Origin of the sequence: Bradyrhizobium vignae, assembly GCF_900324035.1 — a bacterium.
GTDB classification, from domain to species: domain Bacteria; phylum Pseudomonadota; class Alphaproteobacteria; order Rhizobiales; family Xanthobacteraceae; genus Bradyrhizobium; species Bradyrhizobium vignae.
Genome location: NZ_LS398110.1, coordinates 5,460,233 through 5,484,959 on the forward strand (window position 1 = coordinate 5,460,233; position 24,727 = coordinate 5,484,959).

Here is a 24,727-nt window from a genome sequence, read left to right on the forward strand (position 1 = left end):
ATGACGGACACAACGCTCCCAGCCAACCCCACCACGCCAGTCTATGAGCTGGACAGCCCGGCGCGCCGCGCGCGGCGGCGGCTGTTCAAGCGCAAGGCAGCCGTGTTCGGGCTTGTCGTGATCGCGATGTTCATCGCGCTTGCCGTCTTTGCGCCCATCGTTGTGCCCTACGATCCCATCGCGACGAGCTGGAGCCTGGTACGCAAGCCGCCGACCGCGGCGCACTGGTTCGGCACCGACGAGCTCGGCCGCGACATCCTGAGCCGCGTCGTCTACGGCGCGCGCGCCTCGCTGCTCGCGGGTCTCATCTCGGTCGCGATCGCGCTCGGCATCGGCGTGCCGCTGGGCCTGCTCGCCGGCTATCGCGGCGGCTTCACCGATGCGCTGATCAGCCGCATCACCGATGCCATGCTGGCCTGCCCGTTCCTGATTTTGGCGATCGCGCTCGCCGCCTTCCTCGGCCCGAGCCTCGGCAATGCCATGATTGCGATCGGCATCTCCGCAACTCCGATCTTCATCCGGCTGACCCGCGGCCAGGTGCTGAGCGTCAAGGCGGAAGACTATGTCGAGGCCGCGCGAGCGCTCGGCAACCCGCCCTGGCGGATCGCGTTCTCGCACATCCTGCCGAACATCCTGCCGTCGCTGCTGGTGCAGGCGACGCTCTCGATCGCCGCCGCCATCATTGCCGAAGCCGCCCTCTCCTTCCTTGGTCTCGGCCAGCAGCCGCCGGCGCCGTCCTGGGGCAGCATGCTCAATGCGGCACAACGCTTCCTGACCCAGGCGCCTTGGATGGCGATCTGGCCGGGCCTCGCGATCTTCCTTGTCGTGCTGTCGCTGAACCTGCTCGGCGACGGCCTGCGCGACGCGCTCGACCCGAGGCAGCGCTAGATCACCAACTCGCGCATCACGCGGCGGCAATCCATCTCGTATTCGAGATCGACCACCGGCGGCCGCGCAAAGTGCCAGGTCAGGCCGGAGCGGAGCGCGCCGCGGCGGACCAGTTCGTCCACCAGCGCATGGTGGAAGTCGTGCACGGAATAGGCCTGCACGCCGGTCGTGTCCTTCCAGCCGAAGCCGAAGGCCGCCATCCGGTTTTCCATCTGCGACGTCGTGGTGAAGCGCACCTTCTCCCGCAGCCCCTCGGGGCTGAGGTCGCGGTAGCGCACCGTGCGCTCGACATAGGTGCCGCTGCCCTCGCGTGCCTCCGCGCCGCCGGCGATGACGAAGCTCGGCAAGTTTGACCGCGTCGGGCGCGTGAAGGAGAACGCATAGAAGGACGGCTCGGATGGTGGATCGATTTCCGGACAGACATTGCTGCGCGCAACCGGATTGCTGGTACCATCGAAGATACCCCATTCCGACAGCGTCTTCACATAGTGCAGGTTGAACGCGCGGAAGCCTTCCTCGCTGAAGGCCGCCGGTGAGCGCAGCTCGCAGGCGCAGAACGCCGTCAGCGGACGCCCCGCCTCCTGGATGAATTTTGCGGCCAGCGCAAAACCTTCCGCGAGCGGCACCAGGCGATCGAAGCGGACGCGCTCGATCTCGTAGCCCTCATCCGCGACGGCGCCCGCGGAATACTGGAACACGGAAGGAATGAAACGGTAGTTGCCGGCGGAGAATTCGCGCGTCATGACGGACTCCTATTCCAATTGCATGCGAGTGCCCTTGGCGCCGTTGAGCAGGCGCTTCAGGTGAAAACCGGCCAGCGGATCGTCGGCGTGCATGCCGACCAGTGCGGCAAAGGCCGGCATGGCACCGGCATCGCCCGCCTCCATCTTGGCGAAAGCCTCGGAATAAAGCGCGGTTTCCGGCGCTTCGAACTTGGCCCGCGGCAGCGGTTCGAACGCGCGCAGCGGTTCGCTGCGGCCACGGAGTATCAGGTCGCCCACGGGACGCCCTTGAAAATTCTCGGCCGCTTCGGCCACGCTGGCGCTGACGCAAATGCGGGTGCCCAGATGTTTGTTGGCTGCTTCGAGACGCGCCGCGATGTTGATGGAGTCCCCATAGGCCGTGTAGTCGAAGAAGCGGTTGCCGCCGAAATTGCCGACCAGCGCCGGCCCGGCGTGAATGCCGATGCGCGTCGTGCCGATGTTCACACTCTTGGCCTTCTGCCGCGCGCAAAAATCCTGTGCCCAGGCGTCGAGATCATGGGCGCAGGCAACCGCGCGCGTCGCATAGTCCGGCTGATCGCCGGGCGCATTGAACAGCACCTGGATCGCATCGCCGATGATCTTGGCAACGGTCCCCTCGTGCGCGAAGACGATCTCGGTCATCCCGCCGACATACTCGTTGAGAAGCTCGCCCAGCGTCTCGGGCGGCGCGCTTTCGACGAGCGAGGTGAAGCCGGTGATATCCGTGAAGATGGTCGCGACGTTGCGCCACTGCACTTCGATCCCCTCACCTTCGCCACCGGCCGCCAGGCGCTTGGCGAGCTCAGGCGAAAAATGACGCGACAGCGCAGCATGGGCGCGCTCTGCCGCCACCTGGCGGCGCCGCACCTCTCGCAGCATCTCCACGTGGCGAATGGTTTTATCGATCGTCGCTTCCAGATCGGCGAAATCGATGGGCTTGGTCAGGAAGTCGAACGCGCCGCGGTTCATGGCTGTGCGGATGTTGCTCATGTCGCCATAGGCGGAGACGATGACGGTCGATTTCTTGTCCTCGGTCTCCTGGAGCTTTGCCAGCAGCGACAGCCCGTCCATCCGCGGCATGTTGATGTCGGAGACCACCATGTCGACATGCGGGTTCTCCTCGAGCGATTCCAGCGCCTCCAGGCCGTCGCGCGCGAAGATGAGCGCGAGCTGCCCATCGCGAATCTGCCTGCGGAATTTCTGCAGGATCAGCGCCTCGAGGTCCGGCTCGTCGTCGACGAAAAGGATGGTCGCAGTCATGCGGCTTGCTCGAGCCTCGTGTCGATCTCCTGTCGCAGCAGCGCGAAGTCGATCGGCTTGGTAAGAAGGCCGACGGCGCCGCGCTCGATCGCCTTTCGGCGCGTCTCGGCGTCGCCATAGGCCGTAATCATGATGACGGGTACGTCCGGATGCGCGGCGCGCACCTTCGGCAGCATGTCGAGCCCGCTCATGCCGGGCATGTTGACGTCCGACAGGATCAGGATCAGCGAGGGATCGCGGACCTCGGCGGCGCGCTTGAGCGCGTCGGGGGCCGAGAGCGCGAACTCCATCTGGAAGCGGCCGGCGCGCAGGTCGCGCCGGAACTGCTGCCGGAACAGCGCTTCGACGTCCGGCTCGTCGTCGACGACCAGGATGTAAACGTTCAAGTCTTGCCTCCAGTAGTTCGGCCCGCCGCGATCATGCGCGGCAGCGTCATGATTTGGAAACTACACCTGCCTTGGTGTTCACGTCCGCGGTGAGCCTAGAGCATGCCCCCGAAAAGTGCGCAGCGGTTCTCCGAAAAGACCATGTCCAAGACAATAACCTAAAGCGCGAATGACGACTCACCCTAATCTCGCGCTTCAGCAAGAAGAACCGCTCCCTCTCGCAAGCGGGCTAAGGAACCGTCCCGCGGCTGAGGCTGCAGCCGCATGCCGCCCATACAGGGACACGACGAAAAGGGCGGCAGCGGATGACCGCTGCCGCCCTCGGGACCGGTTTGCGTTGCGCCTCAGGTCGGCCGCAACACCTTTGTGCCAAGGTCGAGTTCGTTGACCTGTTTGTTCCGCTCGGAATCGGCCGCCGCGCGATGGTCGGTCGCCAGCACCACGTAGACTGCCGGCAGCACGAACAGCGTGAACAGCGTGCCGATCGACATGCCGGCGACAACCACGAGGCCGATCGAGAATCGGCTGGCGGCGCCCGCGCCGGTTGCAGTCAGGAGTGGGATCAGGCCGGTCACCATCGCGGCCGTGGTCATCAGGATCGGCCGCAGGCGGATGCGGGCCGACATCTCGATGGCCGAGCGGCGGTCGAGCCGTTCATTGACCTGGAGCTCGTTGGCGAACTCCACCATCAGGATGCCGTGCTTGGTGATCAGGCCGACCAGAGTGAGCAGACCGACCTGGGTGTAGATGTTCATGGTCGCCACGCCGAAGAACAGCGGGATCAGCGCGCCGACGATCGCCATCGGCACCGAGATCATGATGACCAGCGGATCGCGCAAACTCTCGAACTGCGCCGCCAGCACCAGGAAGATGATGATCAGGGCGAAACCGAAGGTGATCGCGAGTTGGTTGCCTTCCTGCACGTATTGACGGCTGTCCGCCAGATAGTCGTGGCTGAAGCCCTGCGGCAGCTTCTTGGCCTCGCCTTCGAGGAAGTCCACCGCGGCGCCGACGGTCACACCGGGCATCGGCACGGCCGAGAACGTCGCCGAATTGAGCTGGTTGAAGTGGGTCAGCGAATTCGGGTCGGTCTTGGTCTCGATGGACACCACGGTCGACAGCGGAAGCTGCTGACCGGTATTGGTCGTCACGTAGTAGCCGCCGAGCGATTCCGGCGACAGCCGCTTGGCGCGCGGCACCTGCGGGATCACCTGGTAGGACCGGCCCTCGAGATTGAAGCGGTTGATGTAATTGCCGCCGAGCAGCACCGCGAGCGTCGAGCCGAGGTTCTGCATGTTGACGCCGAGGTCCTGCGCCTTGGTGCGGTCGATCGTCACCTTCACGTTCGGCTGGTTGAAGTTGAGATCGCTGTCGGAGACGATGAACATGCCGCTCTTGCGCGCGGCGTCCTTCAGCTTCTCCATCTGTTCATAGACCGTCTGGAACCCGGCCGTGGAGTTGATCACCATTTGGATCGGCAGGCCGCCCGGTCCGCCCGGCAGCGGCGGCAGGTTGAACGCGAAGGCCTGCACGCCCTCGATCTTGGAGAGCTCGGCCTGCACCAGCGGCTTCAGCTGGATCGACGAGCGCTTGCGCTCGTCCCACGGTTTGAGCAGCATGCCGGCGATACCGCCCTGCGGACCGTTGATGCCGTTCAGCACGAAGCGCAGATCGGTCTCGGGGAACTTTGCGAATTCCTTGTCGAGCTTCTCGCCATAGAAATCGAGATAGTCGATGTTGGCGTATTTCGGCGCCTTGGTCACCGCGAACACGATGCCCTGGTCTTCCTCAGGCGCCAGCTCCTTCGATGTGTGCATGTAGAGGAAGCCGACGAGGCCGAGGATCGTGATCGCGAACAGGCCGGTGATGGCCTTGTAGTCGAGCGAGCGATCGAGCTTGCGCCCGTACCAGCGCGTGATCGCGCCGAACACCCGGTTCACGAGCTTGGCGAAGCGCCCCTCTTCGGTGTTCTTCAGCAGCACCGAGCACATCATCGGCGACAGCGTCAGCGCGATCACGCCCGACACGATCACCGAGCCCGCGAGCGTGAAAGCGAATTCGCGGAACAGCGAACCGGTGAGGCCGCCGAGGAACCCGATCGGTGCGTACACCGCCGCGAGCGTGATGGTCATCGAGATGACCGGTCCCACGATTTCGCGCGCGCCTTGCAGCGAGGCCTGGACCGGCGACTTGCCCTCCTCCAGATGGCGGTGGATGTTCTCCACCACCACGATGGCGTCGTCGACCACGAGGCCGATCGCGAGCACCATCGCGAGCAGCGTCAACAGGTTGAAGCTGAAACCCAGCGCCAGCATGAGTGTGCAGACGCCGATCATCGACAGCGGGATGGTGACGACGGGAATGATGACCGAGCGAAGCGAGGCCAGGAACAGGAAGATGACCACGATCACGATGATCACGGCTTCGCCAAGCGTCTTCTCCACCTCGTCGATCGAGGACTGGATGAATTTGGTCGAGTCATAGGCGACCTTCATCTTCATCGAGGGCGGCAAATTGCGCTCCAGCTCGGGGAACAGCGCGCGAACGCCCTTGACCAGCGTCAGCGGGTTGCCCTGCGGCGTTGCCTGCACGCCGATGAAGATCGCGTGCTCGCCGTTGAAGGCGACGCTGGCATCCGTGCTCTGGGCCGCGAGCTCGACGGTGGCGATGTCTTCCATCCGCACGAAGCCGCCGTCCTTGGCCTTCACGATCATCTTCTTGAACTGATCGACATTGGTCAGGCCCGTATTGGTCGAGACGTTCGAGACGATCAGATAGCCCTTGGTCTGACCCGCCGCAGACTGGAAGTTGTTGGCCTGAATGGCAGCGGCAACGTCGGCCGGCGACACGTTGCGGCCGGCCATCTTCACGGGATCGAGCCACAGCCGCATCGCAAACGTCTGGCCGCCCAAAATGTCGGCCGAGGCGACGCCGTCGACGGTCGACAGCACCGGCTGCACCACGCGCGTCAGATAGTCGGAAATGGCCGAGCCCGACAGCTCCTCGGACGAAAAGCCGAGATACATCACGGCCGTGGTCTGACCCGTTGTCTTGGTGACGATCGGATCGTTCGACTCCTTCGGGATCAGGTACTTCACCGAATTCGTCTTCGCCAGCACCTCGGTGAGCGCCTGGTTCGGATCGAAATTCAGCTTGATGTAGACCTGAATCGTCGAGGTGCCGAGCACCGAGGACGAGGTGATGTAGTCGACGCCCTCGGCAGAGGCGACCGCCTGCTCGATCGGCGTGGTGATGAAGCCCTGGATCAGGTCCGCGGACGCGCCGGGATAGACGGTCGTGATGTTGATGACCGTGTTCGACAGTTTCGGATATTGCCGGATCGGCAGCACCATGGCCGCGCGCAGTCCGATCAGCAGGATCAGCAGGCTGACGACGACCGACAGGACCGGGCGCTTGATGAAAATATCGGTAAAGGCCATCGCGGCGATCTCGATTTCTATGTCTCAAGAAGCGTGATCCGGCTTGGCCGGATCACGCGAATGTTAGGTGTCAGTACCGCGGCGCCTGCGCCGGGATTGCCGGGGTCGGGTCAGTCGAGATCGACACCGGCGCGCCCGATTGCAGCTTGAGCTGACCGACGGCGACGACCTTGTCGCCCGCCTTCAAGCCCTTGACGATTTCGACGCGGCCTTCGACCCGGTTGCCGGTCTGCACGAAGGTGCGTACCGCCGAGAGGCTGGTCTTGCCGTCCGCTTCCTTCTTCTCGGTGATCACGAACACGGAGTCGCCGTAGAGCGTGTAGTCGACCGCGGTTTCAGGCACGGTGATCACCGCCGGCTTGTCCGGCAGCACCACCGTGGTGGTCACGAACATGCCGGGCTTCAGGATCTTCTCCGGATTGGCGATCGTCGCCTGCACGCGGATGTTGCGGGTGTCGGCTGCGATCTGCGGCTCGATCGTGGTGATCTTGCCCTCGAAGGTGCGACCAGGATAGGCGTCGACCTTGAGCCGCACGGTCTGGCCGACCTTGAGACTGCCGGAATCCTTTTCGGTCACCGTGAAGTTGGCCCACAGCTCCGACAGGTCGGTCAACGAGACGATCGCCGTGCCGGCCGTCAGATACTGGCCGACCTCGACCTTGCGCATGCCGAGATCGCCGGAGAACGGCGCGCGCACCAACTTCTGCGAGATCAGCGCCTCGGTTTTGGCAATGCCCGCCTGCGCCTGGTCGTAAGCGGCCTGCGCCTGGTCGACGGTCGCCTGCGGGCCGAACTGGCGAGAGGCCAGCTGCTTGGCGCGGTCGAGCGAGAGCTGCGCGACGGTCGCCTGCGCCTTGTAACTGGCTAGGTCGCCCTGCTCGGGCGTGTCGAACAGCTGCACCAGCGGCGTGCCGGCCTCGACATGCGTGCCCGGCTCGAACTTGATCTCGGTGACGCGACCGTTGACGTCGGCGCTGACGTCGACCTGGTGCACCGCGACAAGGCTGCCGACCGCAGTGAGCAGGTTCGGCACCACCTCGGACTTCGCCTCGGCTGCGCTGACGGCCGTCGGCGGCGGCTTGTTGTTGGCGAAGAACTGCTTGATCATCTGGCCGCGGAAGTAATTGAACCAGACGAGGCCACCGACGAGCACGGCCAGCAGCGTGCCGACGATGATGAACCAGCGCACCGGCCGGACCGGACGCTTGGGAGCCTTGTTGTCGATCGGTTCGCCCGAAATCTTGTGTTCGGCTACGATGTTCATGTCATGCACTTTCTGCAATCGCGGCCTTGCCAGCACCTGCGGCCTGATTGCGGCCCAGATGCGAAGCAATTGCGGCGTCGTTAAGTCCGATACCCCTCAGGAGAAACTCACAGAGCTGCCGCTCGAGGTCGCCAGCCTTGCCGTACGCGAGGCAAGGCGTGGCCGGCAGCCTGGTCAGCGCAGCCGTCATCACCGTGTGATGTGCAAACCAGAACAGGTTGAGCGGATCGCCGCTGAATGGCCGCGCGTCACCGCTGGCGACCGCACGCTCGAGCGAGGCGACGAAGACAGCCCCGATCAGCTTCTCGATCTTGGCATATAGCAGACGGGCGAATTCGCCATCATCCAAATGACTCGTGGCCATCAGTCGCAGGCGCTGCGCCTCTTCCTGGTCCGGCCCCTCGACGATCTCGAGGAAATGCTCGACCATGCCACGGATCACTTCGACGAGGGTGGCGGTCGACGGCTCCCGCTCGAGCAGCTCGATCAAAGCCGGATCCGCCTCGCATTCGTCGCTGAGGATTTCGGCGTAGAGCGCCGCCTTGGACGGGAAATGCTTGAACAGCAACGCCTCGGAAATGGCAGCGGCGGCCGCCACGCTCTTCGTCGTGGTGCCGTTATAGCCGTGTCGGGCAAAGCAGCGCTTTGCGGCGCCGAGGATCAATTGACGCCTCAGGTCGCTCGTCATACGCAATGAGCTCATGCTGGGTGAGTAAGCACTCACCCACGCAGAAGTCAAGCACTATGTTGCATCGCAACCTGCATGCGGTGTGAAGCTAGTGGAGAATATCCAGCCTGCACGGCACGCGTGCAGGACAGATGCCAAAGGATGCAGAGGATGCAAAGGATGGGGCGGACCGCCTAAATCGGCTGGAAGCCCAGGTCGGCGCGGATCCGATTGACGACGTAGGTCCCGTCCCGGGTCGGCAGAATTCGCTCCAGATTGGCGCTATCGATCTTCACATTGGCAAATCGCGGGCCCCCCGACACCTCATGGATGGCTTTGGCGAAGGCCTCGACCTCCGCCATGGTCGTGACGGCCCGGCTGTCATCGATGCCGCAGGCCCGGGCGACGCCGACGAGGTCGGCGGCAGCCGAGGTGTGGCTGGTCTGGCCGCCGGTCTCGCCATAGGCCTCGTTGTCGAGCACGGCGATCGAGAGATTGGCGGGCTTCTGCAGCCCGATGGTGGCGAGGCTGCCCAAGCCCATCAGCATCTCGCCGTCGCCGGTGATGACCAGCACCGGCAGTTTCGGCTGCGCTAGCGCCAGACCCAGCCCGATCATCGCCGCACCGCCCATGCCGCCCCAGAGATAGAAGTTGCGGGCATGGTCGCCGGCCGCGCACATGTCGTTGGTGGAGGCACCGAGGCCGCCGATCGCAACGACGTCTTTGCGGTTCGCAAGCAGGGTGGAGACCACCTGTCGGCGGTCGAGGAGATTGGCCTTGCTCATTTGGTGAAAACCTTGGCGCCGATCAGGCGCTGCGACAGAAGGACGGCGGTGGGCGTAAGCGCGTTGTAGGCCTGGGCTGCGGCGGCCTCTAACACCGCCGGCACCTCGGCTGCGTGCGAGGCGCGCAATACCTGGACGCCGGAGAGCTCGAACACGCCTTGCGTGGTCGAACCCATGGGCACCTGCCAGGGATTGAACTCGCCCCACTCGCCACGCATGGTCACCAGCGTGAGGAACGGAAAGCGCAGGATCGGGATCAGCGAAAGCATGTTGATGCAATTGCCGACGCCGCTCGATTGCATCAGCAGCACGCCACGCTGTCCGCCGGCCCACGCGCCGGCGAGCAGCGCCACGCCTTCCTCCTCGGTCGTCAGCGGAATGCCGCGCATGGTGGAGGAATCCAGCACGCGCTGGATCAGCTTCGAATGACCGGCGTCAGGCACGTAAGGCACCTGTCGCACGTCGAAGCGTTGCAAGGTCGCGAAGATATCGTCGGGCCAGTTCGGCGCCGTGTCGGCAGCGTCAGCGCGTGCGTGCATTTTCCCGTCCGGTCGGCTAGCAAGGTGCAAAGACTGTAGGCGCATGCGCGCGCCGACCAGAACAACAAAAACGGCATAACGGCTTTAACCGGCGAGTATAACGGGATGAACGCAGATGCGAAGGCGCTGGCGGCAAGCTTCGACCTCGAGAAGCTGACGCCGGAATTCTACGACAACCCCTATCCGACTTATCGTGCACTGCGGGAGAACGAGCCGGTCAAGCGCCTGCCGAACGGCACGGTGTTCCTGACCCGCTATGACGATCTCGTCACCACCTACAAGAACACGAAGTCGTTCAGCTCGGACAAGAAGCGCGAGTTCGCGCCGAAATACGGCGACACCCCGCTCTACGAGCACCACACCACCAGCCTGGTCTTCAACGACCCGCCCGCTCATACCCGGGTGCGCCGCCTGATCATGGGCGCACTGTCGCCACGCGCGATCGCGGGGATGGAGAGCGATCTTATCAAGCTCGTCGACAGTCTGCTCGATGCCATCGCGGCCAAGGGCGATTGCGAGTTGATCGAGGATTTCGCCGCTTCGATTCCGATCGAGGTGATTGGCAATCTGCTCGACGTTCCCCATGGCGAACGCGGGCCGCTGCGCGATTGGTCGCTGGCGATCCTCGGCGCGCTCGAACCCGTGGTGTCGCCTGACCTGGCTGCGCGCGGCAACAAGGCGGTGACGGACTTCCTTGCCTATCTCGAAACGCTGGTCGCGCGGCGGCGTGCAAAGCCAGGCAATCCCGAGCGCGACGTGCTGACGCGACTCATTCAGGGGGAGGAGAACGGCGAGCGGCTGACCGAGAAGGAGCTGCTGCACAATTGCATCTTCCTGCTCAATGCCGGCCACGAGACCACCACCAATCTGATCGGCAATGGCCTCGTCGCGCTGGACCGCCATCCCGACCAGAAGCAGCGGCTGATCGAGAACCCCGACCTGATCAAGACCGCGGTCGAGGAGATGCTGCGCTACGAGAGCTCGAACCAGCTCGGCAACCGCATGACCACGGAGAAGGTCGAGCTCGGCGGCGTCATGCTCGAGGCGGGCACATCGGTGACGCTGTGCATCGGGGCAGCCAACCGGGATCCCGCGCAGTTTCCCGATCCTGAACGTTTCGACATCGCGCGCACGCCGAACCGGCACCTCGCCTTCGCCACAGGCGCACATCAATGCGCCGGCATGGCGCTGGCGCGGCTGGAAGGGGCGATCGCGATCTGGCGCTTCCTGGCGCGCTTCCCGAACTATGCCGTCAGCGGCCAGCCGGTGCGGGGCGGACGGGTGCGGTTTCGTGGGTTCTCGAGCGTGCCCTGCTCGATCGGATGAAGCCTCAAAACAAAAATTGCGAAAACAACCCCATGCACAGTAGAGGCCGGGTCGACGGACGAGGCCCTGCGGTTCGGCAGAACTATCTGACATCAAGGATAAATCGGGCCGCACCACGCCATTGGTGAATGCAGGCTTCCAAGGCGGCAGGTTGATACCCAAATCAAGCTGAAGGCCGCTGGTGCCGTCGGTTGACGCCCCGTGCGCGGCAATGGAGTGACGACAAATGAGCTCGTCGGTCATTGATTTCATCGCAACGGAAGCACGCTTTGGGGCCCGCAATTACGAGCCGATCGGGGTCGTTCTGTCGCGCGGCGAAGGTGTCTGGGTCTGGGATACCGAAGGCAACCGTTATCTCGATTGCCTGTCGGCCTATTCGGCGGTCAGCCAGGGCCACTGCCACCCCAAGATCCTGGCCGCCATGGTCGAACAGGCGCGCCGGCTGACGCTCACCTCGCGGGCCTTCCACAACGACCAGCTCGCCCTGTTCTACGAGGAGATCGCGGCACTCACCGGATCCCACAAGGTGCTGCCGATGAACAGCGGCGCGGAGGCAGTCGAAAGCGCGATCAAGTCGGTGCGCAAATGGGGCTATGAGGTCAAGGGCGTGCCGGACGGCCAGGCCGAGATCATCGTCTGCGCCAACAATTTTCACGGGCGCACGCTGGCCATTGTCGGCTTTTCGACCGATCCCGAGACCCGCGCACATTTCGGGCCGTTCGCGCCGGGCTTCAAGATCATCCCGTTCGGCGACGCCGCGGCGCTGGAGCAGGCAATCACGCCAAATACGGTCGCCTTCCTGGTCGAGCCGATCCAGGGCGAAGCCGGTGTCATCATTCCTCCAGCCGGCTATTTCACGAAGGTGCGCCAGCTCTGCACCGCCAATAACGTGATGCTGGTGCTCGACGAGATCCAGACCGGGCTCGGCCGCACCGGCAAGCTGCTCGCTGAACAGCACGAGGGCATAGAGGCGGACGTGACGCTGCTCGGCAAGGCGCTGTCCGGCGGCTTCTACCCGGTCTCGGCCGTGCTCTCGAACAACGACGTGCTCGGGACCTTGAGACCCGGGCAGCATGGCTCGACGTTCGGCGGCAACCCGCTTGCCTGCGCAGTGGCGCGCGCGGCGCTGCGCGTGCTGGTCGAGGAAGGCATGGTCGAGAACGCGGCCAAGCAGGGCGCGCGCTTTCTCGAAGGCCTGAAAGACATTCGTGCCAATACGATTCGCGAGGTGCGCGGGCGCGGCCTGATGCTGGCGGTCGAGCTGCATCCCGAGGCCGGCCGCGCCCGCCGCTACTGCGAGGCGCTTCAGAGCAAAGGCATCCTCGCCAAGGATACTCATGAGCAAACGATCCGCATCGCTCCGCCGCTGGTGATCACAAGCGACCAGGTCGATTGGGCGCTGGAACGGCTCGCCACCACCCTGACGCAGGATTTCTCTTGAACCTGCCTGCGTCGGAAGATCGCAGGGCGGCGGCGGCCGATAGCAGTAGGCTTGCCAAATGTCCGTTACGCCCTGGTAGCGATTGAATCCCGCACAGAGGCGGAACGACGCGATGGCTAGGAGCGGATTCTTCGCCTCGTCCTCTTTCTCTCAATCGAGAGGGCAAACTCTGATGCATTCGAAACTTTGATCTAGATCAATCCAGCCTCCGTTTGGCGCACGAATTTGCACCGGGGTCGGCTCCTCACGCGCTCGGGCGCCTTGAGATGCTCCGGAAAGCTCTCGAACATAACAAGCGGCAGGGAGATGATGTCGCAACCGAGGACCTGGCGTGGGTTCCCGGCGGCACGTTCCGCATGGGCTCGGATCATCATTATCCGGAGGAGGCGCCCAGCCATCGCGTCACGGTCGACGGCTTCTGGATCGACCGCACGCCGGTGACAAATCGACAGTTCAAGGAATTCGTCAACGCGACCGGTTACGTGACCACGGCCCAGACGGTGCCGAATCCCAAGGACTATCCCGGTGCGCTGAAGAAGATGCTCTACGCTGGCTCGCTGGTATTCTCGCCACCGCAGCGCATCACCGACTCCAGGGATTGGAGCCAGTGGTGGAGCTTCATGAAGGGCGCCAACTGGCGCCATCCCTACGGCCCCAAGAGCAATCTTAGGGAATTGGACGATCATCCCGTCGTCCACGTCTCCTATGCAGATGCGCTCGCTTACGCGATATGGGCAGGCAAGGATCTGCCGACCGAGGCCGAGTGGGAGTTCGCCGCGCGCGGCGGGCTGGAAGGCAAGGAATTTGCCTGGGGCGATGCGCTCGCGCCAGGCGGCAGACACATGGCGAATGTCTGGCAGGGAAACTTCCCGGTCCAAAATCTCTGCGAGGACGGCTTTGAGCGCACATCGCCGGTGAACGCGTTTACGCCGAACGGCTACGGCGTTTACGACATGATCGGCAACGTCTGGGAGTGGACCTCGGATTGGTGGTCGGCCCGGCATGAGGCCGTTGCGCAAAAAGCCTGTTGCATTCCACGCAATCCGCGCTCGGGGCAGGAAAATGCGAGCTACGACCCGACCCTGCCCAACGTAAAAATCCCGCGCAAGGTCTTGAAGGGCGGCTCGCATCTTTGCGCGCCGAACTATTGCCGCCGCTACCGGCCCGCGGCCCGCCATGCCGAACCGGTCGATACATCAACAAGTCACGTCGGATTCAGATGCGTAGTCAGAAAAATGGGAGTTGACGATGGCCTCGAAGTCAAAGCGAGACTCGCTTGATCGCCGCACGGTGCTTTGAGTGGAACTGCCCTGGTCGCGGCAACTCTTGCCTCCGACGCACTGGCGCAGGCGCAGAAGGCCGCGCCTTCGCCGGCACCTGCCGCTGCACCTTCGGGCAGCAAGCCGAATATTCTCGTCATCTTCGGCGACGACATCGGCTACTGGAATATCAGTGCCTATAGCCGCGGCATGATGGGTTATCGCACACCCAACATTGATCGCATTGCGAGAGAAGGAGCGATCTTTACTGATCTGTATGCTCAGCAATCATGCACGGCGGGTCGCGCTGCGTTCCTCACGGGGCAAAGTTGCTTCCGAACAGGACTGCTCAAAGTTGGCCTTCCCGCCGCCAAGGAGGGGCTCTCAGAAAAAGACCCGACGCTTGCCGAATTGCTTAAGCCGCTCGGCTATGCGACCGGACAGTTCGGCAAGAACCACGTCGGTGATCGCAACGAATTTCTGCCCACGGTACACGGCTTCGACGAGTTCTTCGGCAACCTTTACCACCTGAACGCTGAAGACGAGCCGGAGAACCCAGACTATCCCAAGGACCCGGCGTTTCTCGCCAAGTATGGTCCGCGCGGCGTTCTCCACACATACGCGACGGACGCGGATGACCCGACTGAAGATCCGCGGTTTGGCCGGGTCGGCAAGCAGAAGATCGAAGACACCGGTCGGCTCACCAAAAAACGCCAAGAGACGGTGGATGAGGAGTTCTTGTCCGCCGCGATGGCATTCATTGAGAAGAACAGCCAGGCCAACAAACCCTTCCTATGCTGGTTCAATTCGACGCGCATGCACGTGTTCACCCACCTCAAGCCGTCGTCCAGTGGCAAGACCAGTTTGGGACTTGAGGCTGACGGGATGGTCGAGCACGACGGCATGGTCGGTCAGTTGCTCAAGCAGCTCGAAGATCTTGGCATCGCCGACAACACGATCGTACTTTATACGACCGACAATGGTGCCGAAGTCTTCTCGTGGCCGGACGGCGGCACGACTCCGTTTCACGGGGAAAAGAACGCGAGCTGGGAGGGCGGCTACCGCGTTCCCGGCATGATCCGCTGGCCCGGCGTTGTCAAACCTGGGACTGAAATCAACGAACTCATGTCCCATGAAGACTGGGTTCCGACGTTGGTAGCTGCTGCGGGTGAGCCGAACGTGAAGGAGAAGCTGCTCGCCGGGTACCAAGCTGCCGGCAAGAACTTCAAGGTCCACCTGGACGGCTATGATCAGCGTGCTCTGCTGGCCGGTAGCGGGCCAACCAAGCGTAAGGAGTTCTTCTATTGGACCGATGACGGCAACCTTGCCGCTCTTCGCTATGACCGCTGGAAGCTCCTGTTTCTGGAGCAGCGAGCGAACGGAATCGATGTGTGGCAGGATCCGCTGGTACCGCTTCGGCTCCCCAAACTCACGGACCTTCGCGCGGATCCTTTCGAGCGGGCTCAGTTCGATTCGGGCGAATATGTCACCTGGCGGCTCGAACGTGCTTTTGCCCTTGTCCCCGCGCAGGACGTGGTTGCCCAGCACCTGAAATCATATGTCGAGTTTCCGCCGCGGCAGAAGCCAGGCAGCTTTTCGCTCGATCAGGTGCTCGCAAAGCTACAGGAGGGCAGCAGCGGCAAGCGCTGACTTGAACTCCGCCGAGCTACGTCAATTTGCGGCCGTAACCCGTGGCGGCTCGGAACTCGGAGCTACGGCCTCGCGCGCCATGGCACGCGATTGAGCCGAAAGCGATGTGAAATTTATTGCGGATGGAGGACTCGATGAGCGAAACAACATTGACCCCGACGTGATACCGAGAAGAACGGCTTCTCGATCATTGACGTGACGCCGAACAAGGTGACCTTCCGCCTGTTCATGTGGCGGCTGCCGGAACCGGTGTCATCGGTCGATACGCTACAGCCAGCTTTTGTCTGCGAGGCAAGGAGGCCCATCATAACGGCCGCGACTCAGACGGATCTCATCGCGTCAGAAGAAGCGAGCTATCGGAGGGGACAGGCATGACAAGGAGTCAAAAAGGAAAACTAATCGCGCTCGGCTGTCTGTGCGCTTTTGCGCTGCTCGCCAGTCGGCCTCCCGCTTCGGCCGACGAAGGCGGCATCAGCTTCTGGCTGCCCGGAACCTTTGGGAGCCTCGCTGCAGCACCCGGCACCCCCGGTTGGGCCCATAGGCGTTAAGTTTGTTCTTGAGTGTTGGAATCACACGTGATTCCAAGGCGGGATGGCAGACGAATCGCTTCTGAACGAGGACTGGACGAGAGTGGTTACGCAGCTCGGCGGGGCTGCGCAGCTTGAAATAAGTGCGCGCCAGACGAAGGCTTTCGTGCGGCGGCGCCAAATTCCAGATGCGGTGTCGTTACTTCGGCTGATGCTGGCCTATTGTCTGGGTGAAAGAGGGTTGAGATCGACAGCCGCGTGGGCCGCTTCTGTTGGCCTTGCCGACCTCAGCAGCGTGGCGTTGTTCTATCGCCTGCGTCAATGTGGCGATTGGTTTGCAGTGCTGGTGGAGGGCTTGCTCGCTGCGGCAGCCCCGAAAGCGAGCCGAGGCCGCCTGATCCGCATTATCGATGCGACGACAGTGCCTCAGGCAGGACCGGCTGCGCGCAGGAACAGTGAGCTTTGGCGCGTTCATAGTGCATTCGATCTGCCATATGAGCGCTTTGGTCACTTCGAGCTGACAGATCAGCAAGAAGGCGAAACGTTTGACCGGATACCGGTGGTCAAGAACGAGATCCGCATTGCTGACCGCGCTTATCTACAACCTGACCGCATCGCCGCTGTGCGCGACGCCGGGGCAGACGTTTTGATCCGAGCGGGCTGGAAGAACGCACGTTGGCTTGATGCCAAAGGCCTTCCGTTCGATCTGATGGCCCAATTGCGTGCGGCGAAGGCGCACGGACTGATCGATCGGAGGATTTGGATCAAACGCAAGGACGGTGCGCCTCTGGCTATGCGTCTGGTCGCAGTCAAGAAGCCCGCCGGTGCAGTCGCGGCTTCGCGCCGTAAAGCCCGGCGCGACGCACAAGACGAAAACCGCGTCATCTCCAAAGAAACTCTGGAAGCCGCGGATTGGGTCATTCTGGTCACGTCGCTCGCGCGGGACGAGTTCTCCACCAAGGATGTACTCGCGCTCTATCGACTGCGATGGCGCATCGAACTTGGCTTCAAGCGACTGAAGAGTCTGATTGGTCTCAAGACGCCACCTGGAACCGATCCGCGCTCCGCCAAGCCCTACTTGCTGGCACACCTCTTGATCATCCTGCTGCTCGAGCCGCTTGCCCGCGACTTCGAGGACTCTCCCCGCTGGACGCAGGCCGCCTGACGGCACCTGGCGCTTGGCGTGTTTTGCAACAACTCGTTGCATCCTTGCTACAAGCGATCATTCCACAACCAACCATCCGTTGCTTTCGCCGCAGAAAGCGAGCGCTTGGGCGGCACCTGCGCGAGCCTCCTCGAAAACGTCCGTATCAATCGATGCTCGCGCTACCTTAACGCCTATGCGGTTGGGCCTGGGCCACGATCTACTATCACACCGACGTTTCGGCGGCGCCAGGAGCACAGTTTCCCCGCGGCGGCAGTCTGGATGTCGGCATCAGCGGTAAGGCCGATCTTGCTCTGTCGGTCCAAGCTACGTCTTTGCCGGCCTAGAACAGACCGCAGGGCTGGAACACTTGGCTGACGTTCGCGATCTCGCTGACGCCGGACACGACGTCGGCCAAGCCGATCGTCCGGAAATACCAGTGGGAGAGCAACAGCAAGGCACCTTCAATGAGCGCAAGCGTCTCCAACGGTCAGCGTTCCCTTCGCGTCGGCTTCCGGACGTCGATCATCACCGTGTTCATTGCGGTCGTGCTGCTGGTCGGGCTGACGCTCGTCTATTTGAGCTTCGCGCGCGTCACCGACATCACCCGGAGCGCAGCCGGCACCTTCATCGATAAGGTCGCACAGCTCGGGGCGGACCGGATCGACTCGCAGTTCAAGAATGTTCGCGATTGCCTCGATATCCTGGGCGGACTTCCCTCAGTCCAGTCCGCGGACATCGACGACAACACGAAGCTCTATGGCCTGATGGCGGCAATGCTGCGCAACAACGAGCCGCTGTTCAACCTCTATGTCGGCTACGAAGACGGCTCGTTCCTCGAGATGGACATGATCGATCGCGCTGGCCCCGCCTTCCGGTCGAGCCTGAACGCCCCGGAGGACGCGACATTCCGCCTCGTTGCGATTTCCCGGACCGGCCCGGCGGCTCACCCTGCCACCACGATGCTCCTGTCGGACAACCTCATCCCACTCGAAGAGAAGCCGGGGCCAGGCGATTACGATCCGCGGCAGCGGCGTTGGTATACCGACGCTTTCAGGAGGGAAGGCACTCTTCTCACCGGCCCTTACGTGTTTTTCGCGACAGGGCTTCCCGGCTACACGCTGCGCATTCCGCTGAAGGAGGGACGGCGCGGTGTCGTCGCGGGCGACATCCTGCTCAGCCAGTCCGAGGCGCTCCTCCGGCGGCAGCAGCTCGGCTCCGGAACGGCCTTCCTGTTCAACGATGACGGACGGATCGTGGCCCATCCGGAGATGAGCAAGCTGATGACGGATTTCCGAGGTCGCGGAGACGAGCTGCCGAAGATCGAGGCGACAAATCTTGGGGGCCTCTCCCAGGCGGTGCGGGCGGCAGAGGCAGGTGGGCACGCTCACCAGTTCCTGTCGGACAAGGCGGGACGGACCTACGTTGCGGCGTTCCAGAAGGTCGAGAGCGCGGGTGCAGCCAATGTCAGGCTCGCCGTGGTCGCCCCGCTGGACGAGTTCTTCGCCGAGATCATCGCCGAACGTCGCACCCTGTTCGTCACGGCGCTTGGGTTCGTCGCCGCCATGGTGCCGCTGGCATTCTGGATCGGTTCGCTGCTGGCGCGATCGTTGCGCGAACTCGCCCGGCAGACCGACGAGATCCAGCATTTCCAGCTCACGGAGCGCCCGAAGCTTCGCTCGATGATCCAGGAGATCGACGACCTGGCCCGTTCGGTCTTCACCATGCGCACCGTGATCCGCAATTTTTCGAGCTTCGTACCAAAGCAGATCGTGCGCCAACTGATCGAATCCGGCGCATCGCTCGCGCTCGGCGGCACGCGGCGCGAGATCACCGTCTTGTTCACCGACGTGGCCGATTTCACTGCGAAGACCGAGAAGGCGGATCCGTCGCAGGTCATGATCTATACCTCGCGATATTTTGCGGCCCTGTCGGAAGTCATCATGGCCAACCAGGGCACGGTCGACAAATTCATTGGCGACGCCGTCATGGCATTTTGGAATGCACCGGCTGATGATGCAGAGCACGCCGTCAACGCTTGCCGGGCCGTGCTCGCGTGTTTGCGCAGGAACGAGCAGTTGAACGCGACGTTCGAAGCGGAGGGCTGGCCGCCCTTCGCCACGCGCTTTGGCCTGCATTCGGGCGACGCCGTCGTCGGAAACGTCGGCTCGGCCGATCGAATGAACTACACGGCTCTCGGTGCCACGATCAACCTGGCCTCGCGGCTCGAGGGGCTGAACAAGAGCTACGGCACGCGCGTGCTGGTTTCCGCGGCCGTGAAAGATCGCGCGGAAACTCACTTCGTCTTCCGCTGCGTCGATCGCATTCAGCCGAAGGGATTCGCGGAATCCTTTCCGCTATTTGAGCTCCGATGCGAGCGGACGGGCGATATCAGCTCCGAACTGGAGTTCTGCCGGCGATGGGATGCCGTCTACGCCATTGTCGAACGCCGCGATGACGCGGCCGCTCTCGGTATGGTGTCGGAGTTTCTGTCGAACCATCCCGAAGATCGCGTCGCTCAGCTTCATGCGGAGCGTCTCCGCTCGGCTGATGTCATTCCGCTGCCCCGTCAGGCGGGGAGGCATCACACATGAGCGCTGCCCTGTCACAACGCCTCGATCGGCGGCAGGTTCTGAAGCGCGCGGCAGGTGTCGCGATCGGCTCGATGCTCGCTGCGCCATCGGTGGCGCAAGCCAGAACGAAGTTGCGGCTGGGCTACCTTCACGTGGTCGCGGTCGACGGGCATATCTGGACCGGGCTGGATCGTGGCTCCTTCGACAAGCAAGGCCTCGATTTCGAGCTGCATGAGTTCAACACGGGGCCGGAGGTTTTCGAGGCCATGGCTGACGGTCGGTTGGACGTGCTGTCCGCCGGCGGCGTGATCTCCAATTATCTCGCACTCGGGCGGGGACGCGCCTTCGTCATGAACGATATCGAGGTCGCAACGGCTCAGCTCTGGGTGAGGCCAGCCCTCGGCGTCAGCACGTTCGCCGATCTCAAGGGAAAGCGGATCGCGACGACGACCAGGACCACGGCGCACATCTTCCTGGACCGGGCGCTCCGCGCCAACAACGTGGATCCGTCGCAAGTCGAGATCGTCGATCGCAACATGTCCGGCGCGGTGCGGGCCTTCATGTCCGGCGAGGTGCCGGCCGTAGCGCTCTGGGTGCCATTCAACATCACGGTCCGCGAGGAAATACCGGACGCCATCAAGCTGGTAGACGCCTCCGCCTTCTATCCCCAATCCGCCGTCCTCGGCGGATGGGTAGCGAGACCAGACTATTACGCGGACAACAAGGAGGTGCTGGTCCGGATCATCCGCGCCTGGGCGGAAGCCAACGACTACATGGTGCGCAATCCCGGGCCGGCGGCTCAGACGCTGCATGACAATCACTACAGCCAGGCGAAGCTCTCGGACGTCAGCGAGGCTTTCAAGGCCGAGAAGATGTTCACGTCGAGAGAATGGAAACGGCTCTACACGGATGGGACCGTGGTCAAATGGCTCCAGCAAGTCAGCGACTTCTTCATTGCAGAGGGCCGTATCCCCAATCCAGTCCCCGCGGCCGACTATTTCGACCCCAGCCTTTATCTGGCCGAGATCAAATGAGCCTCATCCGCCAGTCCAGCCGGCCGGCTCGCTGTTGCGGCAGGAGGCGCCAGTGATCACCAGCGATCAAATCGACTGGGCGCTGGAGCGGCTCGCCGCCACCCTAACGCAGGATTTCTCTTGAGGCTGTGTCGGAAGATCGCATGCCGGCGGCGGCCAACCACGAGTTAGCGGTCCGGCCAGAACCGGACTCGTGCAGCGCAGCAATAGTGACGCATGGTCCTAAGGCAAGACTGTGCGTGATCCCGGCAACCGGACGAACGGGGTGCGTGGAACCTATCGGAGCGACGGACGTTTTTGTCCGCGAATGAGCAGCGCCGTGCCCGGCGCAGCAAGCGCCGAGGCCGGAGGCGCAGAGCTGCGCGGATCGGAGTAATGCTCATGAGACTCACTCTTTCAGTCATCAAAGCTGACGTTGGCTCCATTGGCGGGCACACGAAACCGTCTTCACGCATGATCGCGACTGTCGAGGGCGAGGTTGCCAAGGCGATCTGCAATGGTCTGCTGATCGACGGCTTCATCTGCCACACCGGCGATGACATTGCGATCATCATGACGCACACGCGGGGTGAAGGAAGCTCCGAGGTCCATCAACTCGCCTGGAAGACGTTCCTGGCGGCCACCTCGGTCGCGAAGACCTCCGGGCTCTACGGTGCTGGCCAGGATCTTCTCGCCGACGCGCCTTCCGGGAACATTCGCGGCGCCGGCCCAGGCGTCGCCGAGCTCAGCTTCGACCACAGCCTCTCCGGCCTGCGACCCGCGGAATCCTTTATGGTGTTCGCGGCCGACAAATGCGGCCCCGGCGCCTACAACCTGCCGCTCTATCTCGCCTTTGCCGACCCCATGTACTGCGCTGGGTTGATGCTGCCTCCGATGATCCAGGGATTCCGTTTCCATATCATCGACATGGACAACACAGCCGGCGACAGCCTGCTCGAGCTCGACGCGCCCGCCGACAGCTACCACATTGCCGCCCTGCTTCGCGACAACGAGCGCTTTGGCATCGATCGCATCGTTTCTCGAACCCATGGCGAAGTCGCCGCGGCCGTTTCGGCACAGCGCCTCCACGCGATCGCAGGCAAGTACACCGGCAAGGATGATCCAGTCGCGATCGTCAGGAACCAGGGGATTTTTCCAGCTCCGGAGGAGATAATCTCGCCGTTCGCCAAAGCGCACTTCGTGGGCGGCGATGCACGCGGCTCGCATGTGATGCCGCTCATGCCGGTGCCACTCAACACCCCCGTTACCGGCATGTACTGCCTGCCGATCGTTTCTTGCGTCGGCTTTTCGATCGACAGGGAAGGCCGGTTTGCCGAGTCCTACACCGATTTCTTCGACAACCCGGCGTGGGATGAGGTCCGCCGGCGCGCCCAGCGCAAGGCCATCGAGATGCGCAGCCAAGGTTGGTCTGGCGCCGCCATGCTGCCCTATTCCGAACTGGAATATGGCGGCTTCCGCGACACCGTATCCGGACTGCTGAAGCGTTTTCGACTGCGCGACGACCGCAAGCCGGAAGCGGCCGAGTAGCGACCGTCTTCAATCAGAAGCTGGAGCGTCGTTCACCGTTCAATCGACAGATGCAGTCGCTATGACGACATGCCGATCCGGGAGGTGGATATGACCAAAAAACGCATCGGCATTCTCACGGGCGGCGGCGACGTCGCCGGCCTCAATGCAGTCATCAAGAGCGTGACTTATCGCGGCAGTGAGGACGACATCGAGGTTGTCGGTCTGCGCCGTGGTTGGGAGGCGCTCACGCACCTGAACCTCGACGACCCAAACAGCAGGTCCCACTACGTCATCCCGCTGAACCGTGAAAACACTCGAACCATCGACCGGCGCGGCGGCACCGTGCTGCACTCGAGCCGCGTCAATCCCTCCAAAATACAAAAGCTGCCCTATCATCTCGTCGGCAATGATGTTCCGGTCTCGCTGAGCACCAACGGCGGCATCGCGACAAAGACGTGGGACCTCACCAGCCGGGTGCTCGCCAACCTCTCGGGACTCGGCATCGAACACCTGATCGCCATCGGCGGCGACGACACACTCAGTTATGCGGCCAAGCTCAACGAACTCGGCGTCAAGATCATCGCCATCCCGAAGACGATGGATAATGACGTCCGCAACACCGAGTACTGCATCGGCTTCTCGACCGCGATCACCCGCGCCAGCGATGCCATCCAGCGGCAGCGCACGACAGTCGGCTCGCATGAGCGAATTGGCATTTTCCGCGTCTTTGGCCGCGATGCCGGATTTACGGCACTCTACACCGCGTATGCGACCTCGATACGATGCGTCATACCGGAGTATAAGGTCGACCTCGACAAGCTGATCCGGTTGCTCATCGAGGACAAGCGCGCCAATCCAAGCAACTACGCGCTGATCGTACTCAGCGAGGGAGCTCAGTGGGAAGGCTACAAGCTGCGGGAATACGGCGAGCCCGACGCCTACGGTCACCGCAAGAAGGCCAACGTGGCGGAATCGCTTGCCGACGAGATCAAGCAGCGCACCGGCGAGGAGACGATCATCTCCGATCTCACCTACGATTTGCGATCGGGCGATCCGGACTTCATCGACAAGCTTGTGGCCCTGACTTTCGGTAACATGGCCTACGATGCCATGCTGGAAAGCAAGACCGGCCTCATGTCGGCGCTGGTCGAGGGCCGCTACGACCTCGTGCCCATCCCTGACGCCAAGCTCGGTCCGCGCAAATTGGACGTTGCGAGCAGCTACAACACGGAGCGCTACCGCCCCATCTACGCCAACAAGCAGGGGCTGCCGATCTTTCTCAACCGCGCGTCCTAGCGCGTCGACTGGGCGCTGGAGTGGCTCGCCACCACCTGACGCAGAATCTCGAGAGCCTGCGTCGGAAGATCGCAATGCCGGTCGTGGCCGAGAACGAACGATTCCGCCGGCTGTGCGTTGAACGTCGTGGGCGATTACGAAGTGGGAGCGACAATCATGCTTCCGCGTGGCGTTTGCCTGACGGCTGCTTTAGTTGGTGTCTCGATGCTGACGGCGAGCATCAGTGCGCTCGCCCAAGGACCCGGCCAGGGACATGGAAGGGGCGGGCCACCCGGCCCAGCCGCAGCGCGGCCAGCAGCACCACCGGCCATGTCACGTCCGGCGGCGCCGCCAGCCATGGCACGTCCCGCCGCGCCGGCATTCCATCCGCCGGCCATGGCGCCACGTCCGGCGCCGCATATGGCCTCACCGCCACCTCGCCCGGCCCCGCACTTCGCTGCACCGCCGCGAGCGGCCCCGCGTGTGGCAGCGCCGCGGCCTGAATTCCATCGGGCGCCGGCCGCACCGCAACGCCCGGCCATGGCACCGCGGCCGTCACCGCACATCGCCGCCCCGTCGCGGCCCAGCGCACCGCCCGCCGCGAGCGAGCGGCTGTCGCGGCACGATCAGATCGAACAGCGCGCGCAACAGCGCCAGCAGCAAATCCAGCAGCGCCAGCAAATGGTGCAGCAGCGGCAGCGCGAGATGCTGTCGCGCCAGACGACGGAGCGTCAGGCCCGCATCGATCGCCTCCAGCAGCGCGTGCAGCAACTCCAGTCGCAGAAGCCGGAAGGGGCGCGGGCGCTGCGCGAGCAGCAACGGACACTCCAGACGCAGAACCGCTTGCTTGAACGTGAGCAGCGCGCCCAGCAGAGTGACCTGGCGCGCCAGCAGCGGCTTGGGCTCCAGGCTCCGGCCGGGCGGACGCCGGCGGCTGCGGCCGCCGTGGAGGCCGCCCAGCGCGGGCGGTTCGCGGAGCGGTTCCGCGAGCAGGCAACTGCGCAGACTCAAGCGGCG

The 24,727-nt window shown here is 63.3% G+C and carries 20 protein-coding genes and 1 pseudogene; 11 read left to right on the plus strand and 10 right to left on the minus strand.

The features are described 5' to 3' along the window. Positions 1-888, plus strand: coding sequence for an ABC transporter permease (locus BRAD3257_RS26540; protein WP_122404325.1), 888 nt, complete (start codon positions 1-3; stop codon positions 886-888). On the opposite strand, the gene cnbZ is transcribed toward BRAD3257_RS26540, so the two are convergent. The 8 genes from cnbZ to BRAD3257_RS26580 form a co-directional block, all read right to left on the minus strand. Next, positions 885-1,631, minus strand: a complete 747-nt coding sequence (gene cnbZ, locus BRAD3257_RS26545; RefSeq protein WP_122404326.1) for a 2-amino-5-chloromuconate deaminase CnbZ — start codon at positions 1,629-1,631, stop codon at positions 885-887. The genes BRAD3257_RS26540 and cnbZ overlap by 4 nt on opposite strands. Positions 1,632-1,640: 9 nt before the next feature. Continuing rightward, positions 1,641-2,891 (minus strand): adenylate/guanylate cyclase domain-containing protein, encoded by a 1,251-nt coding sequence (locus BRAD3257_RS26550; RefSeq protein ID WP_122404327.1) that lies wholly within the window; start codon positions 2,889-2,891, stop codon positions 1,641-1,643. Next, positions 2,888-3,277, minus strand: coding sequence for a response regulator (locus BRAD3257_RS26555; RefSeq protein ID WP_122404328.1), 390 nt, complete (start codon positions 3,275-3,277; stop codon positions 2,888-2,890). Before BRAD3257_RS26555 ends, BRAD3257_RS26550 begins: the two co-directional genes overlap by 4 nt. Before the next feature lie 344 nt (positions 3,278-3,621). Then, positions 3,622-6,717, minus strand: coding sequence for a MexW/MexI family multidrug efflux RND transporter permease subunit (locus BRAD3257_RS26560; RefSeq protein WP_122404329.1), 3,096 nt, complete (start codon positions 6,715-6,717; stop codon positions 3,622-3,624). Between the two features lie 70 nt (positions 6,718-6,787). Further along, positions 6,788-7,981, minus strand: a complete 1,194-nt coding sequence (locus BRAD3257_RS26565) for an efflux RND transporter periplasmic adaptor subunit (protein ID WP_122404330.1) — start codon at positions 7,979-7,981, stop codon at positions 6,788-6,790. A 1-nt stretch (position 7,982) separates the two neighbouring features. Continuing rightward, the gene (locus tag BRAD3257_RS26570; protein ID WP_122404331.1) at positions 7,983-8,684 is read right to left on the minus strand and encodes a TetR/AcrR family transcriptional regulator; all 702 of its coding nucleotides are present in this window, start codon (positions 8,682-8,684) and stop codon (positions 7,983-7,985) included. A 158-nt stretch (positions 8,685-8,842) separates the two neighbouring features. After that, the gene (locus BRAD3257_RS26575) at positions 8,843-9,433 is read right to left on the minus strand and encodes a thiamine pyrophosphate-dependent enzyme (RefSeq protein WP_122404332.1); all 591 of its coding nucleotides are present in this window, start codon (positions 9,431-9,433) and stop codon (positions 8,843-8,845) included. Continuing rightward, entirely contained in the window at positions 9,430-9,972 is a 543-nt protein-coding gene (locus BRAD3257_RS26580; protein WP_162500376.1) for a phosphonopyruvate decarboxylase, read from the minus strand. Before BRAD3257_RS26580 ends, BRAD3257_RS26575 begins: the two co-directional genes overlap by 4 nt. Before the next feature lie 105 nt (positions 9,973-10,077). Between BRAD3257_RS26580 and BRAD3257_RS26585 the strand changes: the two genes are divergently transcribed. From BRAD3257_RS26585 to BRAD3257_RS26630, 10 genes and pseudogenes are all read left to right on the plus strand, one after another. Then, positions 10,078-11,298 (plus strand): cytochrome P450, encoded by a 1,221-nt coding sequence (locus tag BRAD3257_RS26585; protein WP_122404334.1) that lies wholly within the window; start codon positions 10,078-10,080, stop codon positions 11,296-11,298. A 226-nt stretch (positions 11,299-11,524) separates the two neighbouring features. Then, positions 11,525-12,739 (plus strand): ornithine--oxo-acid transaminase, encoded by a 1,215-nt coding sequence (gene rocD, locus BRAD3257_RS26590; protein ID WP_122404335.1) that lies wholly within the window; start codon positions 11,525-11,527, stop codon positions 12,737-12,739. Between the two features lie 266 nt (positions 12,740-13,005). Then, positions 13,006-14,019, plus strand: a complete 1,014-nt coding sequence (locus BRAD3257_RS26595; RefSeq protein WP_122404336.1) for a formylglycine-generating enzyme family protein — start codon at positions 13,006-13,008, stop codon at positions 14,017-14,019. A gap of 15 nt (positions 14,020-14,034) precedes the next feature. Further along, entirely contained in the window at positions 14,035-15,648 is a 1,614-nt protein-coding gene (locus BRAD3257_RS26600; RefSeq protein WP_122404337.1) for an arylsulfatase, read from the plus strand. 371 nt (positions 15,649-16,019) lie between these two features. Beyond that, a pseudogene (locus BRAD3257_RS41155) lies at positions 16,020-16,184 on the plus strand (phenol degradation protein meta); the annotation flags it as partial. A 55-nt stretch (positions 16,185-16,239) separates the two neighbouring features. Further along, a complete protein-coding gene (locus tag BRAD3257_RS26610) occupies positions 16,240-17,340 on the plus strand; it encodes an IS4 family transposase (protein WP_122401899.1) in 1,101 nt (366 codons plus the stop codon). A gap of 446 nt (positions 17,341-17,786) precedes the next feature. Then, positions 17,787-19,913 carry an adenylate/guanylate cyclase domain-containing protein gene (locus BRAD3257_RS26615; RefSeq protein ID WP_122404339.1) on the plus strand — a complete coding sequence of 709 codons (2,127 nt, stop codon included), beginning with the start codon at positions 17,787-17,789 and terminating at the stop codon, positions 19,911-19,913. Then, a complete protein-coding gene (locus BRAD3257_RS26620; RefSeq protein ID WP_122404340.1) occupies positions 19,910-20,926 on the plus strand; it encodes an ABC transporter substrate-binding protein in 1,017 nt (338 codons plus the stop codon). The genes BRAD3257_RS26615 and BRAD3257_RS26620 overlap by 4 nt, the downstream gene beginning before the upstream one ends. A gap of 381 nt (positions 20,927-21,307) precedes the next feature. Then, positions 21,308-22,453 carry a fructose-1,6-bisphosphatase gene (locus BRAD3257_RS26625; protein WP_122406768.1) on the plus strand — a complete coding sequence of 382 codons (1,146 nt, stop codon included), beginning with the start codon at positions 21,308-21,310 and terminating at the stop codon, positions 22,451-22,453. Between the two features lie 90 nt (positions 22,454-22,543). Further along, on the plus strand, positions 22,544-23,731 hold the full coding sequence (locus BRAD3257_RS26630) for a 6-phosphofructokinase (RefSeq protein ID WP_162500377.1): 1,188 nt from the start codon (positions 22,544-22,546) through the stop codon (positions 23,729-23,731). 220 nt (positions 23,732-23,951) lie between these two features. On the opposite strand, the gene BRAD3257_RS40110 is transcribed toward BRAD3257_RS26630, so the two are convergent. Both BRAD3257_RS40110 and BRAD3257_RS41160 read right to left on the minus strand, forming a co-directional pair. Beyond that, positions 23,952-24,140, minus strand: a complete 189-nt coding sequence (locus tag BRAD3257_RS40110) for a hypothetical protein (protein WP_162500378.1) — start codon at positions 24,138-24,140, stop codon at positions 23,952-23,954. Between the two features lie 125 nt (positions 24,141-24,265). Further along, a complete protein-coding gene (locus BRAD3257_RS41160) occupies positions 24,266-24,721 on the minus strand; it encodes a hypothetical protein (RefSeq protein ID WP_244607689.1) in 456 nt (151 codons plus the stop codon). Positions 24,722-24,727 lie beyond the last annotated feature (6 nt).